The organism is Bradyrhizobium sp. 138 (genome assembly GCF_023074075.1).
Classification (GTDB): domain Bacteria; phylum Pseudomonadota; class Alphaproteobacteria; order Rhizobiales; family Xanthobacteraceae; genus Bradyrhizobium.
On record NZ_JADPKT010000100.1, the window covers coordinates 20,953 to 36,556 of the forward strand.

Annotated in this window: 13 protein-coding genes; 9 read left to right on the plus strand and 4 right to left on the minus strand. The window is 63.0% G+C overall.

Annotated elements, in window-relative coordinates; genetic code table 11:
* Nucleotides 1–116 precede the first annotated feature (116 nt).
* From IVA79_RS35760 to IVA79_RS35770, 3 genes are all read left to right on the plus strand, one after another.
* Nucleotides 117–1,115, plus strand: coding sequence for a TRAP transporter substrate-binding protein (locus tag IVA79_RS35760; RefSeq protein WP_247561923.1), 999 nt, complete (start codon nt 117–119; stop codon nt 1,113–1,115).
* An 83-nt stretch (nt 1,116–1,198) separates the two neighbouring features.
* Complete coding sequence (locus IVA79_RS35765) at nt 1,199–1,714, plus strand: TRAP transporter small permease (protein ID WP_247561924.1); 516 nt, start codon at nt 1,199–1,201, stop codon at nt 1,712–1,714.
* Nucleotides 1,711–3,030, plus strand: a complete 1,320-nt coding sequence (locus IVA79_RS35770) for a TRAP transporter large permease (protein ID WP_247561925.1) — start codon at nt 1,711–1,713, stop codon at nt 3,028–3,030. The genes IVA79_RS35765 and IVA79_RS35770 overlap by 4 nt, the downstream gene beginning before the upstream one ends.
* 42 nt (nt 3,031–3,072) lie before the next feature.
* Here the strand turns inward: IVA79_RS35770 and IVA79_RS35775 are convergent, their stop codons facing one another.
* Entirely contained in the window at nt 3,073–4,347 is a 1,275-nt protein-coding gene (locus tag IVA79_RS35775) for a serine hydrolase domain-containing protein (protein ID WP_247561927.1), read from the minus strand.
* 161 nt (nt 4,348–4,508) lie between these two features.
* Here IVA79_RS35775 and IVA79_RS35780 point away from each other — a divergent pair, with 161 nt between their 5' ends.
* Nucleotides 4,509–5,426, plus strand: coding sequence for an intradiol ring-cleavage dioxygenase (locus IVA79_RS35780; RefSeq protein ID WP_247561929.1), 918 nt, complete (start codon nt 4,509–4,511; stop codon nt 5,424–5,426).
* A 16-nt stretch (nt 5,427–5,442) separates the two neighbouring features.
* On the opposite strand, the gene IVA79_RS35785 is transcribed toward IVA79_RS35780, so the two are convergent.
* On the minus strand, nt 5,443–6,336 hold the full coding sequence (locus IVA79_RS35785; protein WP_247561930.1) for a LysR family transcriptional regulator: 894 nt from the start codon (nt 6,334–6,336) through the stop codon (nt 5,443–5,445).
* Nucleotides 6,337–6,436: 100 nt separating this feature from the next.
* Here IVA79_RS35785 and IVA79_RS35790 point away from each other — a divergent pair, with 100 nt between their 5' ends.
* Entirely contained in the window at nt 6,437–7,306 is an 870-nt protein-coding gene (locus IVA79_RS35790; protein ID WP_247561932.1) for an NmrA/HSCARG family protein, read from the plus strand.
* Between the two features lie 65 nt (nt 7,307–7,371).
* Here the strand turns inward: IVA79_RS35790 and IVA79_RS35795 are convergent, their stop codons facing one another.
* Nucleotides 7,372–9,108 carry a bifunctional protein-serine/threonine kinase/phosphatase gene (locus tag IVA79_RS35795; RefSeq protein ID WP_247562161.1) on the minus strand — a complete coding sequence of 579 codons (1,737 nt, stop codon included), beginning with the start codon at nt 9,106–9,108 and terminating at the stop codon, nt 7,372–7,374.
* A gap of 60 nt (nt 9,109–9,168) precedes the next feature.
* Nucleotides 9,169–10,008, minus strand: a complete 840-nt coding sequence (locus IVA79_RS35800) for a formate/nitrite transporter family protein (protein ID WP_247561933.1) — start codon at nt 10,006–10,008, stop codon at nt 9,169–9,171.
* Between the two features lie 678 nt (nt 10,009–10,686).
* Between IVA79_RS35800 and IVA79_RS35805 the strand changes: the two genes are divergently transcribed.
* The 4 genes from IVA79_RS35805 (at nt 10,687) to IVA79_RS35820 (ending at nt 15,487) form a co-directional block, all read left to right on the plus strand.
* On the plus strand, nt 10,687–12,006 hold the full coding sequence (locus tag IVA79_RS35805) for a CmpA/NrtA family ABC transporter substrate-binding protein (protein WP_247561935.1): 1,320 nt from the start codon (nt 10,687–10,689) through the stop codon (nt 12,004–12,006).
* Nucleotides 12,007–12,065: 59 nt separating this feature from the next.
* Nucleotides 12,066–12,962, plus strand: a complete 897-nt coding sequence (ntrB, locus tag IVA79_RS35810) for a nitrate ABC transporter permease (protein ID WP_247561937.1) — start codon at nt 12,066–12,068, stop codon at nt 12,960–12,962.
* Nucleotides 12,963–12,976: 14 nt separating this feature from the next.
* Nucleotides 12,977–13,771: an ABC transporter ATP-binding protein gene (locus IVA79_RS35815; protein ID WP_247561938.1), complete on the plus strand. Its 795-nt coding sequence runs from the start codon at nt 12,977–12,979 to the stop codon at nt 13,769–13,771.
* A 336-nt stretch (nt 13,772–14,107) separates the two neighbouring features.
* The gene (locus IVA79_RS35820) at nt 14,108–15,487 is read left to right on the plus strand and encodes an MFS transporter (RefSeq protein WP_247561940.1); all 1,380 of its coding nucleotides are present in this window, start codon (nt 14,108–14,110) and stop codon (nt 15,485–15,487) included.
* Nucleotides 15,488–15,604 lie beyond the last annotated feature (117 nt).

The window sequence follows — 15,604 nt, forward strand, 5'->3', positions numbered from 1 at the left end:
CGCGAAATGACTTCCGTCCCGCCGAGGATTTTCATACGCTTCCTCTCTCGCAAGCCGCATACCGGCTGCGCTCACGCCCCGGCGACAGGGGCGGAGCATCAAAGGGAGGGGAGACGATGAAGCGAAGGTCATTTCTCGCTGGTATAGGCGCGACCACTGCGGCGGCTGCGATTGGCATGCCGTCGATCCTCAGGGCGCAAGCGCCGATCACCCTGAACGGTGCGGTCCAGTTCAACGACGACCACGCCTTCAACCGGGCGCTGCTCCGGTTCGAGGAACTGGTGAAGAAGTATTACGGCAAGCCCGTCAACTTCACCCTGCACAGAAACTCCTCGCTCGGCCTCGAGAAGCAATATTTCGAGTACATGTCGCAGGGCAAGGCGGTCGATTACGGCATCGTCTCGCCGGCCCACATGTCGACCTTCGCCAAGGCGGCCCCGTTCATCGATGCGCCTTTCGTGTTCAAGGGTATCGAGCACATGAACAAGGTCGTCGAGGCCAACATCCTGGCGCCGGTCGCCGATGAGGTCGCGGCGAAGGCCGAGGTGGTTCTGATCGGTTATGCCGGCGGCGGCATCCGCAACATCTTCGCTAACAAGCCGCTCAAGAATCTTGCCGATCTCAAGGGGCTCAAGGTCCGCGTGCAAGGCGCGCCGATCTGGTCGAAGACCTTTGCGGCCGTCGGCATGAGCCCGACGGTGATCGCCTACAACGAAATCTACAACGCGATCCAGAACGGCGTGATATCGGCCGGCGAAAACGAGGCAGCCGGCGTCGAGGCGATGAAGTTCTACGAAGTGGCCCCGCACCTCAACCTGACCCAGCACGCCGTGTCGATCCGGCCGATCTGCTTCTCGGTGAAGACGCTGAAGACTTTGCCGAAGGATTTGCAGGACGCGATCATGAAGGCCGGCAAGGAGGCCGGCGACTACGGCCGTCAGCTCGAATCCAGCGAAGAGGTCGTCAAGCTCGACACGCTCGAGAAGGCCGGCAAGCTCAAGCGCGTTCCCTTCGAGGAGCGGGATGCCATGAAGAAGCTCGCCGACCCCGTGATGGCCACCTACGCCAAGGAAATCGGTGCGGAAGGCATTTTCGAGAAGATCAACGTCGTCTGAGGTCTTTTCGTCCGCCGACAGCATGCCGGGCAGGCCCCGCTTCCTGCCCGGGCATGGCGGATGATTGCCGCACGGGAGTCCCAATGTCTGAAATGCCCGTCCCGTCCACACCGTCGCTGTGGCGTCGCGTATCGGCGGCCTATGCGAAATTGCTGGAATTCTTGCTCGCCGCCTGTGTCGGAGTCCTGATCATTCCGGTCACGCTGCAGATCATCTCACGCTACACACCCTTCATTCCGTCCTACATCTGGACGGAGGAAATGGCGCGCTTCATGTTCATCTGGACGATCATGATCGGTGCCATGGTCGGCGTGCGCGAAGCGCAGCATTTCGAGGTCGACGTGTGGCCAGACCTGTCGCGGCGGTCGGAGGCTGCGGTGCGGATCCTCGCGCGGCTCGGCGTGCTGGCGCTGGCGCTGGTGTTCGTAACGGCCGGCCTCGAGTTCACCCGCTTTGCCTGGAACAGGACGTCGGAGCTGGCCGATCTGCCGCTTTGGCTGATTCACGTCGCCTGGCCCGTCACCGGCGTAACGTGGATCGTCTTCGCCGGTGAACAGATCATCGATGAAATGCGCGTTCTGTTTGGGGTGGGGCGATGAGCGGCAACGTACTCTCCGCCGGACAGGCCGCGATGGTGCTGTTCGGGGTTTTCGTCGGCTTGCTCATCGTGCGCGTGCCGGTCGCTTTCGCGCTTGGGCTTGCCTGCGTGCCGATCCTGCTGATCGAGCCGCGCCTGTCGCTGATGACGCTCGCGCAGGAGACCTTCAACGCCTACAATTCGTTCATCCTGCTGGCGGTGCCGTTCTTCCTGTTGACGGCGAACCTGATGAGCATCGGCGGCATCACCGATCGCCTGGTGGCGCTGTCGCGCTCGATGGTCGGGCACTGGCCGGGATCGCTGGCGCAGATCAATGTCGTGCTGTCAGTGTTCTTTGCTGGTATCTCGGGCTCGTCGACCGCTGATGCGGCGAGCCAGTCAAAGATCTTCATCGATGCGCAGACCAAGGAGGGATACGATCTCTCGTTCTCCATTGCCATCACGGCGGTGTCGGCGGTTCTGGCGGTCATCATCCCGCCGTCGATCCTCATGATCGTGTGGGGCGGGCTGATCTCGACCTCGATTGCGGCGATGTATCTGGCCGGCATCGTGCCGGGCCTGCTGATCGCGGGCGCGCAGATGGCGACGGTGCACATTTACGCGGTGCGCCGCGGTTACCCGACCTATCCGAAGGCAAGCTGGGTCGAGATGCGATGGGCCATTTGGAGGTCGATACCGGCGCTGATGACGCCCTTCATCATCGTTGGCGGCATTCTGCTCGGCTGGTTCACCGCGACCGAGTCCGCCTGCGTCGCGGTGCTCTATTCCGTCGCACTCTCAGCGTTCTTCTATCGCGAGACGGGCCTGCGCGAATTGTACAAGGCGTTGCTCGACACTGGGCGGCTTGCCGGCGTGGCGCTGTTCTGCGTCGGTACCGCCAGTGCGTTCGGCTGGCTGCTTGCCTACTACAAGATCCCGCAAGAGCTGCTGGCCAACGTCTCGACATGGGGCATGGGCGCTGTTGCGGCCGGCTTCTTCATCTCCTTCTGCTTTCTGGTGGTGGGTTGCTTCCTCGACGCCATCCCGGCCATCATCATCGTCGGCACCGTGCTGGAGCCACTCGCCAAGTCCGTCGATCTCCATCCAGTCCAGTTCGCGATCATTTCCATCGTATCGCTGGCGTTCGGACTGGTGACGCCACCCTATGGCCTCTGTCTGATGATCGCCTGTTCGATCGCCGGCGTGCGGCTGCGCTATGCTCTGAAGGACACGGTGATCATGCTGATCCCGATGCTGCTCGTGCTCGCGGCCGTCATCGTCTGGCCAAGCGTGTCGCTGTTCCTGCCGCGGCTGATCGTGCCGGAAATGCTCAAATGAGCGTGCGATCCCACGGCGTCAGCCGCGGGATCGCATCATCGGTTACAGGTTGCTCTCGGTGATCGCGGCGTAGACCATGCTGCGCAGCTCGCGCCGGATCGGGTAGGCGCTCGACGGCAGCACCTGGGTCATGAACATCGCGATCAGCTCTTCGGCCGGATCGATCCAGAACGAGGTCGTGGCCGCGCCGCCCCAATTGTATTCGCCGGGGCTGCCGGCGATCAGCGTTTCTGCAGGGCGCATCGTCACGGCAAAGCCGAGGCCGAAGCCGATGCCGTTGTAGGCGGCTTCGGAGAACAGCGAGCGGGACACCTCCGGCAGCGCGCGTCCGCCCGGAATGTGGTTGCTGGTCATCAGCGCCAGTGTCTTCGGCCCGATCAGCCTGATGCCGCCGAGCTCGCCGCCGTTGAGCAGCGCGCGGCAGAAGGTGAGATAGTCTGCGACCGTCGAGCACAGGCCGCCGCCGCCGGAGATGAAGGAGGGCGGGACGAGGAACGAGCTCCCGGCCGGATCGTCCTGGAGCGTCAGGCCCTCGCGGCGCTGGCCGGCATGGAAGGTCATGCCGCCACCGGGATCGGCGGAATAGCAGGCCGCGAACCGATGCGCCTTGGAGGCCGGGACGTGGAAGTCGGTGTCGGTCATGCCGAGCGGATCGAGGATGCGTGATTTAAGGAACTGCTCGAACGGCATGCCGGAGATCTTGCCGATGAGATAGCCGAGCACGTCGGTCGCGACCGAGTAGTTCCAGGCCTCGCCCGGCGAGAACTCCAGCGGGATTTTTGCCAGCGCCTCGATCATGGTCTGGAGCGTGCCCGACTTCTCGACCTCGCCGATCTTCTCGGCGCGATAGGCGGCATCGACATTGGAGCGCTGCTGGAAGCCGTAGGTGAGGCCGGAGGTATGGCGCAGGAGGTCGACGATCAGCATCGGCCGCGACGGCGGCCGGGTCAGGAAGGCGGGGTAAGTGCCGGCGACGAACACGCCGAGATCCTTCCATTCCGGAATGTACTTGGCGACGGGCTCGTCGATGGCGACGAGGCCTTGCTCGACCAGCATCATGAAGGCGACGCTGGTGAGCGGCTTGGTCATGGAATAGATGCGGTAGATGGTGTCGTCCTTGACCGGCAGCTTGCGCTCGACATCGGCAAGGCCCTGGACCGAGCTGTGCGCGACCTTGCCGCGGCGGTAGACCAGAAGATGCGTGCCCGGGAAGCGGCCGGCATCGATGTAGCGGCTCTTCAGATGCGCATCGATGCGGTCGAGTACGGCCTTGGACATGCCGACGGATTCGGGCGAGGCGGGGGTGGGCGCGAGCATCGGTTCCTCCGAGCAGTTTTGTCGGTTCGTTGATAGCCAAATGACGGCCCCATTCCAAGCCGCTCGCGCTTAACGCAGGGGGGCCGGCGGGTGTAGACTGCCCCTGGAACGCCTCCAAGGAGGCCCCGGGGCGAACGAAAAAAAACACAGGGCAAGCCATCATGACCCAGTTCAACGAGACTGATCTCACCGACGCCGTCGTTAGGAGCTTCGACAGCACGCCCAATCCGCGCGCGAAATTCCTGCTGCAGGAATTGGTGAAGTCGTTGCACGATTACGTGAGCAAGACTGGCCTCACCTTCGAGGAGTGGGACTACGCCATCGATTTCCTGACCCGCACCGGGCAGAGGTGCACCGACACCCGCCAGGAATTCATTCTTTTGTCCGACGTGCTCGGCGTCTCCATGCTGGTCGATGCCGTCAACCATCGCGACCGCGACGGCGCCACCCAGACCACGGTGCTCGGACCGTTTTATGTCGGCGAGCACAAGGTGACCGCACACGGCACCGACATCTCGCCGAACAACCAGACCGGCGAGAAGATGTTCGTGCAGAGCCGCGTCACCGACCTCAAAGGCAAGCCGCTTGCCGCCGTGCCCGTCGACGTCTGGCATGCCGACGACGACGGCTTGTACGATTCCCAGAAGCCGAACTATGACGAGGTCGGTGCCTCCGCGCGGGCGCGCTTCATCACCGATAGCGACGGCCGTTTCTTCTTCCGCACCATCCTGCCGTGCAGCTACCCGATCCCGACCGATGGCCCGGTCGGCGAGATGATCATGCAGACCAAGCGTCACCCGATGCGCCCGGCGCATGTGCATTTCCTGGTCAATGCGCAGGGCTATGAGCCGCTGGTCACCCACGTCTTCATGGATGGTGACAAATATCTGGATTCCGACGTGGTGTTCGGGGTCAAGGACGACCTCGTCGCCAAGGTCGAGCCGCGTAACGACCTTGAGATGCCTGATGGCGCCAAGGCGAACGGGAAGTGGCACCTGATGACCTACGAATTCCACCTCAAGCCCGGCGGCGGCATGGCGCCAAAGCCGCTGGGGGTGAAGGCGGGAGAGGTGGCGTGAGGGCTCGGCATTTCCGTCATCCCCCGATGTAGGCTGCCAATTCGTCCGGCGTTCCCCTCGGAAAGGCCTCCTTCAGATAGTCGAGGAAGGCGGAGACGCGCGCACTGAGCAATCGCCGCGAGGGATAGAGCGTCCATAGGGCGATGTCGGATCTCTCGACATCCCCCCAGCGCACCAGCGTGCCAGCGGCGAGATCGTGGCTGACGAGCGACAGCGGCAGACGTGCAGCGCCGACGCCGGCTCGAACTGCGTCGCGAACCATTATCAGCGAAGACAGGCGAAGCACGGGATCGATGGCGATACGCGATGTGCCGCTTGGCCGCTTGATGTCCCAGGCCGCAGCCTCGTCGCCCGTTCCGCGCAGGACGACCGGAACGGCGAGATGTCCCTTCGGCCGCTTCAGCGCGGGGCTGGCCACGACCACCAGGCGGTCGTGCAAGAAGATGCGGCCGACCAGGCTTTCATCCGCATCGGGATTGACCCGGATCGCGAGGTCGAAACCTTCCTCGATCATGTCGACGTACCGGTCATCCGTCGAGACCTCGAGCCGGACTTGCGGATGCCTGAGGGCAAAGCCCGCCGCGAGCCGGCCCATGGCGGTTTGGGAAAAAAGCACGGGAGCGCTGATCCGCAATCTGCCCTTCGGCTTGTCCCCACCCGCAGCGATCGCTGCCGCCGTCTCGTCGAGCTCGGTGAGGAGTGCGCCGGTCCGCTCGTAGAGTGCTCGTCCTTCCTGGGTCAATTTGAGAGCGCGCCCGCCGCGCTCGAACAGACGCAAGTCGAGGCTGCTCTCGAGCTCGGACACGCGGCGGGACAAGGTCGCTTTCGGCCGTCCCGCCGCGCGCGCGGCCCTTCCGAACCCTCCATGGCGGGCGACGAGATTGAAGTCGGCGAGGGCAAGCAAATCCATCTGTTCCACCAGTGAAACGGTCTGTCCAGATATAGCGTCTATCGGCCCGCATGTGGATCACTAATTCCGAGTGTCTTAACAACGAAACCGGAGTGATCCCATGACTATCCTTGTTACCGGCGCAACCGGAACGATCGGCAGCCAAGTCGTCGAGCAACTCGTCAAGCGTGGCGCCGATGTGCGCGCGCTCGTCCGCGATCCCGCAAAGGCAAACTTGCCGGCAGGCGTCACAGTCGTGCAGGGCGATTTGCTCGACGTCGACTCGCTGCGCGGCGCGCTTGATGGCGTCTCGACCCTGTTCCTGCTCAACGCGGTGGTCGCAGATGAATTTACGCAAGCTTTGATCGCGCTCAACGTGGCCCGCGAGGCTGGCGTCGAGCGGGTCGTCTACCTCTCGGTGATCCACAGCGATCGCTACGTCAACGTGCCGCACTTCGCCGGCAAGTTCGGTGTCGAGCGCATGATCGAGCAAATGGGCTTCAACGCCACCATTCTGCGCCCCGCTTACTTCATGAACAACGATCTCACGATCAAGGACGTCGTGCTTGGTCATGGCGTCTATCCGATGCCGATCGGCAGCAAGGGCCTCGCCATGATCGACGCACGCGATATCGGCGAGATCGCCGCGATCGAGCTCGTCCGTCGCGAGCAGGCTGCAACGCCGCTTCCGCTCGCACGCATCAATCTCGTTGGTCCCGATGCGCTGACCGGTCCGAAGGCAGCCGCCATCTGGTCCGAGGTGCTGGGGCGCACCATCGCTTATCCCGGCGACGACACCGCCGGCTTCGAGAAGAACCTCCGACAGTTCATGCCGAACTGGATGGCCTTCGACATGCGGCTGATGAGCGAACGTTTTCTCACGGAAGGAATGATCCCCGAGGCCGGCGACATCGAGCGTCTGACCGGTATCCTGGGTCGCCCCTTACGGTCCTATCGCGACTTCGTCGCCGAGATCACCGCCTCCGTCTGAGGGCTCGCTGAGGACTCATGGCTGCATCGCTGCTCTTGATCATATGGTGAGCGATGCAGTTTCACTCAGCGTGCGTGCAGCAGCGCCAGCAGCACGATCACCGCGCAGGCGAGCGCAGCGGAGGTCAGCTTCCAGAACATCAGGGGGCTGCGCTCCAGGAGCGGCGTGATCCGCGTGTCGAGATAGGCCGGATTGGGCGTGCGAAGCTCGAAGACGAATTCCGAGAGATCCTCGTGCCGCTTGTACGGGTCGGGATGTAGCGCGCGCCGGAGCGCGCCGTCGACCCAGGCCGGCACGTTGCGGTCGTCGTCGGCCGGGCGATACTGAAGCTTCCGCACGTCCGCCTTGCGGCGGATCCTGGCGACCTGGGTGCCGTAGGGCAGCTTTCCGGTCAGCATCTGGTAGCAGATCACCGCCAGCGAAAACATGTCGGAGCGCGGCGTGCCGCCCTGCCCAAGGAAATACTCCGGCGCCGTATACTGGACCGTGCCCAGGATTTCGTCGACCTCGTCCGGCGGCGCCGCTTCCGCGACGCCGGCCACCCTGACCGATCCGAAGTCGATGATCTTCGCGGTGCCCGTCTTGTCGATCAGGATGTTGTCGGGCCTGAGGTCCTGATGCAGCATCTCCATACGGTGGAAGGCGCGTAAGCCGGCGGCGATCTGCTCGATGAGGCCACGGACGGTTTCGAGATCGGGACGTGGATTGTCGGTCATCCACTGCTTCAAGGTCTGTCCTTCGACGAATTCGGTCGCAACGTAGAGATAGCTGCGCCGCTTCGACTGCGACAGCGGCTTCAGCACGTGCGGACTGTCGATCCGGCGCGCGATCCACTCCTCCATCAGGAAGCGCTTGAGATAGGCCGCATTGTCGCGCAGGTCGACCGACGGCAGCTTGAGCGCGACCGGTTCCTCGGTTTCCACCTCGACTGCGAGGTAGATGTGGCTGCGGCTGCTGCCGTGGATTTCCCTGACGATCCGGTAGCCATCGAAGACCGCGCGTGGCTCCGGCAACGGCGGCAGCGGCAATTGTGAGGTCTGACTGAAGATGCCGGCCGGCTCGCGCTGGGGCACCGCGTCGATGCGCAGGATCTGGACCGTGATGTTGTCGTCGCTGCCGCGCCGGTAGGCTTCCTCGACGATCGCCTTGGCCGCCCCGTCGAGCTCGCCTGCATGCTCGTTCAGTGCGCTCGTGACGAAGCGCGCGTCGACGAATTCGTAGGCACCGTCGGTCGCCAGCAGGAAAATGTCGCCGGCCTCGACCTCGAACGCCTGATAATCGATCTCGAGCTGCGGATTGATGCCGAGCGCGCGGCCGAGATAGGTTTGCTCCGAGGACACGATGATGCGGTGATCGTCGGTCAGCTGCTCGAGCGTCTTGCCGGCGACGCGGTAGACGCGGCAGTCGCCGACATGGAAGATGTGCGCGGTGGTCGCCTTGATGACCATGGCGCTGAGGGTGCAGACATAACCCTTGTCGCGGTCATAGGCGTACTGGCTCTTGCGCGTCTGCGCGTGCAGCCAGGAATTGGTGGCATCCAGCACGCGGCGCGCGGACGTCTTCACCGTCCAGGATTCCGATGTGCAGTAATAGTCCATGAGGAAGCTCTTGACCGCCGACTCGCTGGCGATCTGGCTCACCGTGCTGGAGGAGATGCCGTCGGCGAGGACGGCCGAGATGCCCTTCAGGCTGAGCAGCGGCTCCTCTGGAATCAGGACGCCGTGAAAGTCCTGGTTGACGGGCTTGCGGCCCCTGTCGGAGTGCTGGCCAACCGAGATCAGGAGTCCGCGGGACATCGCCATCACCAGGGGAAGGGGGCCTCACCCTGCTTGGGCGAGGCTCCCTTGTCGAGACGTATTCGATCAGGCCGCGACGCGGGGCTTCGCAGCCTTGTCGGCCTGGCGCTTGGGCAGCGTCATGACGTGCGTAGCGTAGAGGGTCATGCCGGTGAAGGCGAGGCCGCCGACGAGGTTGCCGAGCACGGTCGGGATCTCGTTCCAGATCAGGTAGTCCAGGATAGAGAACTTTGCGCCGAGCAGCAGGCCGGACGGGAACAGGAACATGTTCACGACGGAATGCTCGAACACCATGTAGAAGAACACCAGGATCGGCATCCACATGGCGATGACCTTGCCGGAGACCGAGGTCGAGATCATGGCGCCGACGACACCGGTCGAGACCATCCAGTTGCAGAGCATGCCACGCATGAACAGCGTCGCCATGCCGGCCGCACCATGCGCGGCGTAGCCGAGCGTCCGGCCTTCGCCGATGAGTCCGATCGCGGTGCCGACCTTGTCCGGCGGCTGCGAGAACCCGAAGGTGGTGACGAAGGCCATCATGAAGGCAACGGTAAAGGCGCCGGCAAAATTGCCGACGAATACCAAGCCCCAATTGCGCAGCACGCCACCGAGCGTGACGCCGGGACGCTTGTCGATCAGGGCAAGCGGCGAGAGCACGAACACGCCGGTCAGGAGATCGAATCCCAGCAGGTACAGCATGACGAAGCCGACCGGAAACAAGAGGGCGCCGACCAGCGGCTGGCCCGTGTTCACGTTGATCGTGACGGCGAACCAGGCCGCGAGCGCCAGGATGGCGCCGGCCATGTAAGCGCGGATGATGGTATCCCGGGTGGACATGAAGATTTTGGACTCGCCGGCATCCACCATCTTGGTGACGAATTCCGAAGGCGCGAGATACGACATCAATGGTTCCTTTTGCTTCGTAAGTGAGATCGACACGCCCCCTCAGAGGACGCGGCTGAACGTTTTGGCCGTGCGGACGGCTCTGCCGCGCACGAGGGCTATGGAATGTCTGGAAGCTTTGGGAATCGCGTCACGAGGACTGAGCCGGGTAAGGGCCGCGAAGCAGTTGAGCTTCCGGAAGCAGCCGCCAGAGGCTGCAACAATGCGGCTAACCGCAGTCGTCGTTGACGTCCCTAGATAAGCAAATTGCGTGCCGTGTCGCGGTTTTGGAAAAATGTAGCAATATCAATGACGTGGATCTCGGCGCGGTCGGCCGGTGCAACGCTGGTCGGCTTCTTGCTTAATCGACTGCACAAGGTTTGTGCGACGCACAAGAATTGAGCAGGTCGCAAGTTTCACATGCGCGACGGCCATGCGACCGTCTGCCGCAAACCAAATAACATATTGATTATTCTTCCGCTTTTTAGGCGTCGGGCTTGGCATGAAGCTTGAATGGTTCCAAGCCGACGCCATTGAAGCCGTCCCGCGAGACTTCTCATCCGACTTGCCGACGCCATCAGGCGGGGGTCTCCCCCGTCGTGCGTTCGCATGCGCCAAAGACGGCGCCGCCGGACGGACGGGCTGCTCGTGTGCACAGACGCCATCAATTATGCAACGACGCAAAGGACGACACCACTCATGACTAAGCGCACCCGCCGGCCCTCGGACAATGGGCTCAGCCGCCGCCAATTGTTGAAGGCCGTAAGCTCGACCGCCGCACTTCTCGCCGCCGCTAAACTGAATTTCCCCGCCGGCGCCTTCGCGCAGGACGCAGGCCCCGAGGTCAAGGGCGCCAAGCTCGGCTTCATCGCGCTCTCCGATGCCGGCCCGCTCTTCGTCGCTAAGGACAAGGGCCTGTTCGCCAAATACGGCATGCCCGACACCGACGTGCAGAAGCAGGCCTCCTGGGGCACCACGCGCGACAATCTTGTGCTCGGTTCGGAAGGCAACGGCATCGACGGCGCGCACATCCTCACCCCGATGCCGTACCTGATCTCGGCCGGCAAGGTGACGCAGAACAACCAGCCGACGCCGATGTACATTTTGGCGCGGCTCAACCTCGACAGCCAGTGCATTTCGGTCGCCAATGAATATGCCGACCTCAAGCTCGGCGTCGACGCATCACCCTTCAAAGCGGCCCTGGAGAAGAAGAAGGCCTCCGGCAAGGCGGTGAAAGCCGCGATGACCTTCCCCGGCGGCACGCACGACCTCTGGATTCGCTACTGGCTCGCCGCCGGTGGCATCGATCCCGACAAGGACATCGAGACCATCGTGGTGCCGCCGCCGCAAATGGTGGCCAATATGAAGGTCGGGACCATGGATTGCTTCTGCGTCGGCGAGCCCTGGAATCTGCAGCTGATCCATCAGAAGATCGGCTACACCGCGGTCAACACCGGCGAGCTCTGGAACAAGCATCCGGAAAAGTCCTTCGGCATGCGCGCCGCCTTCGTCGATAAATACCCCAAGGCCGCCAAGGCGCTGCTGATGGCGGTGATGGAAGCCCAGCAATGGGCCGACAAGGCCGAGAACAAGGCCGAGCTCGCGGCCATCATGGGCAAGCGGCAGTGGATGAATTGTCCTGTCGAGGATGTGCTCGATCGCACCGCCGGCAAGTTCGACTACGGCATCCCCGGCAAGGTGGTCGAGAACTCGCCGCACATCATGAAGTACTGGCGCGACCATGCCTCCTATCCGTTCCAGAGCCATGATCTCTGGTTCATGACGGAGGACATCCGCTGGGGCAAATACGAGCCCGGCTTCGACAGCAAGGCGCTGATCGCCAAGGTCAATCGCGAGGACATGTGGCGCGACGCGGCCAAGACGCTCGGCGTCGCGGCCGCCGAGATCCCGACCTCTACTTCGCGCGGCAAGGAGACTTTCTTCGACGGCAAGGTGTTCGATCCGGAAAATCCGGCTGCTTATCTGAAGTCGCTCGCGATCAAACGCGTCGAAGTCTGATGGAGCCAGCGGCCGCCCCTGGGCGGCCGCATCGTCTTTTTGCAGCCGGAGAGATTGCGATGAACATGACTGCCACCAAGATTGAGATTGAAGCTGCGACGACCGCGGCCAGTGCCGCCCCGGTCGTCGCGATGACGCCGAAGCGCCCCCCGCGCAGTGAAGCTTACGCGCGCATGGCGCGGGAGACGGCCGTGCGCGTGATCCCGCCCTTGGTCGTGATCGCGCTGCTGACGCTGGTGTGGGAGCTGGTCTGCCGGAGAGCCGGTTCGGCACTGCCGCCGCCGTCAAAAGTGTTCAAGGACACCAAGGAGCTGATCCTCGATCCGTTCTTCGACCATGGCGGCATCGACAAGGGCCTGTTCTGGCATCTCTCGGCGAGTCTGCAGCGCGTCGCCTTCGGCTATTCGCTCTCGGCGATCGCCGGCATCGCGCTCGGCGTGCTGGTCGGACAGTCGGTCTGGGCGATGCGCGGGCTTGATCCGCTGTTCCAGGTGCTGCGCACCATTCCACCGCTCGCCTGGCTGCCGCTCTCGCTGGCGGCGTTCCGCGACGGCCAACCGTCGGCGATCTTCGTCATCTTCATCACCTCGATTTGGCCGATCATCATCAACACCGCGGTCGGCATCCGTAACATCCCGCAGGACTATCGCAACGTCGCAGCCGTCGTGCAGCTCAATCCGCTCGAGTTCTTCGCCAAAATCATGATCCCGGCGGCCGCGCCCTACATCTTCACAGGCCTGCGCATCGGCATCGGCCTGTCATGGCTCGCAATCGTCGCGGCTGAAATGCTGATCGGCGGCGTCGGCATCGGCTTCTTCATCTGGGACGCCTGGAACTCCTCGCATATCAGCGAGATCATCCTGGCGCTGTTCTATGTCGGCATCGTCGGCTTCGTGCTGGACCGCCTGATCGCGGGGCTCGGCAAGTTCGTCACTCGCGGCACCGCGCAGAACTGAGAGGAGAGGGGCACATGACCGCCTATCTGAAGCTCGACCACATCGACAAGATCTTCACCCGCGGCGCCGCCTCCACGGAGGTGCTCAAGGACATCAACCTCACGATCGAGAAGGGCGAATACGTCTCGATCATCGGCCATTCCGGCTGCGGCAAGTCGACCCTGCTCAACATCATCGCAGGGCTGACCGGTGCCTCGACCGGCGGCGTGCTGCTGGAAAACCGCGAGGTCAACTCGCCGGGGCCCGATCGCGCGGTGGTGTTCCAGAACCATAGCCTGTTGCCGTGGCTCACGGTCTACGAGAACGTCAGGCTCGGCGTCGACAAGGTCTTCGCCAAGACCAAGTCCCGCGCCGAGCGCGACGCCTGGGTGATGCACAATCTCAACCTCGTGCAGATGGCCCATGCCAGGGACAAGCGGCCCTCGGAGATCTCCGGCGGCATGAAGCAGCGCGTCGGCATTGCGCGGGCGCTTGCCATGGAGCCGAAGGTGCTGCTGCTGGACGAGCCATTCGGCGCGCTCGACGCACTGACCCGCGCCCATTTGCAGGACTCCGTGATGGCGCTGCATCAGAAGCTCGGCAACACCATTTTGATGATCACCCACGACGTCGACGAGGCCGTGCTGTTGTCCGACCGCATCGTGATGATGACGAACGGGCCGAGCGCGCGCATCGGCGAGGTGCTGGAGGTGCCGCTGGCGCGTCCGCGCAAAAGGCTCGAGCTCGCGACCAACGCCACGTATCTGAAGTGCCGGCAGCGCGTGCTCGAATTCCTCTACGAGCGTCATCGCTTCGTCGAGGCCGCGTAAATCAAATGTTAACGCGAGACCTGCGCTCGCCTAATTAATCGACATTCCGCTCAATCCTTGTGCGCCGCACAAGGATTGAGCGAATCGCAAATTAAGCGTGCGGAAAAGCCCCGGAACAAATTCGGGCGATACGAATAACGTCCTGAAATCCCTGTATTTCCAGCGTGCGCGCAATTGGCACGGAAATTGAAACGTCTTTGCGCGACGCCAACGACGACGTCCCTCAACATCATCAATCAGCATCGTGAACTCGCCACCGGGGTGAAGCCTCGGAGCGCGCCTCCATGTGGGGCAGAGCCTGCAACGACGCAGCGGTGAGCCTAGAAGGGATACTCAATGACGAAGAATCCTACTTGGATTTCAGACTGGCGCCCCGAAGATGAGGCGTTCTGGAATGCGACTGGCAGGACTATCGCGCGACGCAACCTGATCTGGTCGATCGTGGCCGAGCATATCGGCTTCTCGGTCTGGCTGATCTGGAGCATCGTCACCACCAAGCTGCCGCAGGCGGGCTTCCACTACACCACCGACCAGCTGTTCCAGCTCGTCGCGGTGCCGGGCCTGATCGGCGCATTGATGCGCTTTCCCTACACATTCGCAGTGACGGCGTTCGGCGGTCGCAACTGGACCATCTTCAGTGCGGCGATCTTGTTCATTCCGACGCTGTCGCTTGCCTATTTCGTGAGCCAGCCCGATACGCCGTTCTGGCTGATGCTGCTGATCGCCTCGACCGCGGGTCTCGGCGGCGGCAATTTCGCCTCCAGCATGACCAACATCTCCTTCTTCTTCCCCGACCGGATGAAGGGATGGGCGCTCGGCCTGAACGCGGCCGGTGGCAATATCGGTGTCTCCAGCGTGCAGCTGCTGACCCCGATCCTGATGACGCTCGCCGTCTTCAACCTGTTCCAGGCAACGCCGGTCGACGGCATCTTCCTGCAGAACGCCGGGCTGATGTGGGTGCTGCCGATCGCGATCGCGGTGTTCGGCGCCGTGTTCTTCATGAACAACCTCACCACGGCGAAATCGTCGGTGAAGAACCAGCTCGCGATCGTCAAGCGCAAGCACACCTGGATCATGGCGTATCTCTATATCGGCACGTTCGGATCCTTCATCGGCTACTCCGCCGCGTTTCCGCTGCTGATCAAGACCCAGTTCCCGCAGATCACGATTGCGATCGCCTTCCTGGGGCCGCTGGTCGGCTCGCTGTCGCGTCCGCTCGGCGGCTGGCTTGCGGACAAGATCGGCGGCTCGATCATCACCTTCTGGAACTTCATCGTGATGGCGGGCGCCACGGTCGGCGTGCTCTATTTCGTTGGGCAGAAGGATTTCATCGGCTTCCTGTCGATGTTCCTGATCCTGTTCGTGACGACGGGCATCGGCAACGGCTCGACCTATCGCATGATCCCCTCGATCTTCCGCGAGGAGAACCTGTTCAAGATGCGGGGCAAGGGCGATGCGGCGCGCACGGTGGCGCTCAAGACGGCGAGCATCGAGAGCGGTGCAGCGGTCGGCTTCATCGGCGCCATCGGCGCGGTCGGTGGCTATCTGATCCCGACCGGTTTCGGCAAGTCGATCGCCATGACCGGCGGGCCGCAGCTCGCGCTCGTGATCTATCTGGCCTTCTACGCCACCTGCCTCGCTCTGACCTGGTGGTTCTACCTGCGTCGCAGCCCGCAGGGCGAGGGCGCAGGAAGCCTCGCTGAGGCTCGCGTTTAGGCACTTGGTACGAATCTCGCTTCTCCCCGTACGCGGGGAGAAGTCCCTCTGATGACGTTTGACCCATGAACTTTTTCCGCAACGGCGCGGACGAAGGCAGACCGAAACAGACAGGAG

Bases quoted from the DNA above. Each gene is read 5' to 3' on its own strand.
- IVA79_RS35760 (WP_247561923.1), top strand. From the start codon at position 117: ATGAAGCGAAGGTCATTTCTCGCTGGTATAGGCGCGACCACTGCGGCG.
- IVA79_RS35805 (WP_247561935.1), top strand. From the start codon at position 10,687: ATGACTAAGCGCACCCGCCGGCCCTCGGACAATGGGCTCAGCCGCCGC.
- IVA79_RS35770 (WP_247561925.1), top strand. From the start codon at position 1,711: ATGAGCGGCAACGTACTCTCCGCCGGACAGGCCGCGATGGTGCTGTTC.
- ntrB (WP_247561937.1), top strand. From the start codon at position 12,066: ATGAACATGACTGCCACCAAGATTGAGATTGAAGCTGCGACGACCGCG.
- IVA79_RS35795 (WP_247562161.1), bottom strand. From the start codon at position 9,108: ATGGCGATGTCCCGCGGACTCCTGATCTCGGTTGGCCAGCACTCCGAC.
- IVA79_RS35820 (WP_247561940.1), top strand. From the start codon at position 14,108: ATGACGAAGAATCCTACTTGGATTTCAGACTGGCGCCCCGAAGATGAG.
- IVA79_RS35800 (WP_247561933.1), bottom strand. From the start codon at position 10,008: ATGTCGTATCTCGCGCCTTCGGAATTCGTCACCAAGATGGTGGATGCC.
- IVA79_RS35780 (WP_247561929.1), top strand. From the start codon at position 4,509: ATGACCCAGTTCAACGAGACTGATCTCACCGACGCCGTCGTTAGGAGC.
- IVA79_RS35775 (WP_247561927.1), bottom strand. From the start codon at position 4,347: ATGCTCGCGCCCACCCCCGCCTCGCCCGAATCCGTCGGCATGTCCAAG.
- IVA79_RS35785 (WP_247561930.1), bottom strand. From the start codon at position 6,336: ATGGATTTGCTTGCCCTCGCCGACTTCAATCTCGTCGCCCGCCATGGA.
- IVA79_RS35815 (WP_247561938.1), top strand. From the start codon at position 12,977: ATGACCGCCTATCTGAAGCTCGACCACATCGACAAGATCTTCACCCGC.
- IVA79_RS35790 (WP_247561932.1), top strand. From the start codon at position 6,437: ATGACTATCCTTGTTACCGGCGCAACCGGAACGATCGGCAGCCAAGTC.
- IVA79_RS35765 (WP_247561924.1), top strand. From the start codon at position 1,199: ATGTCTGAAATGCCCGTCCCGTCCACACCGTCGCTGTGGCGTCGCGTA.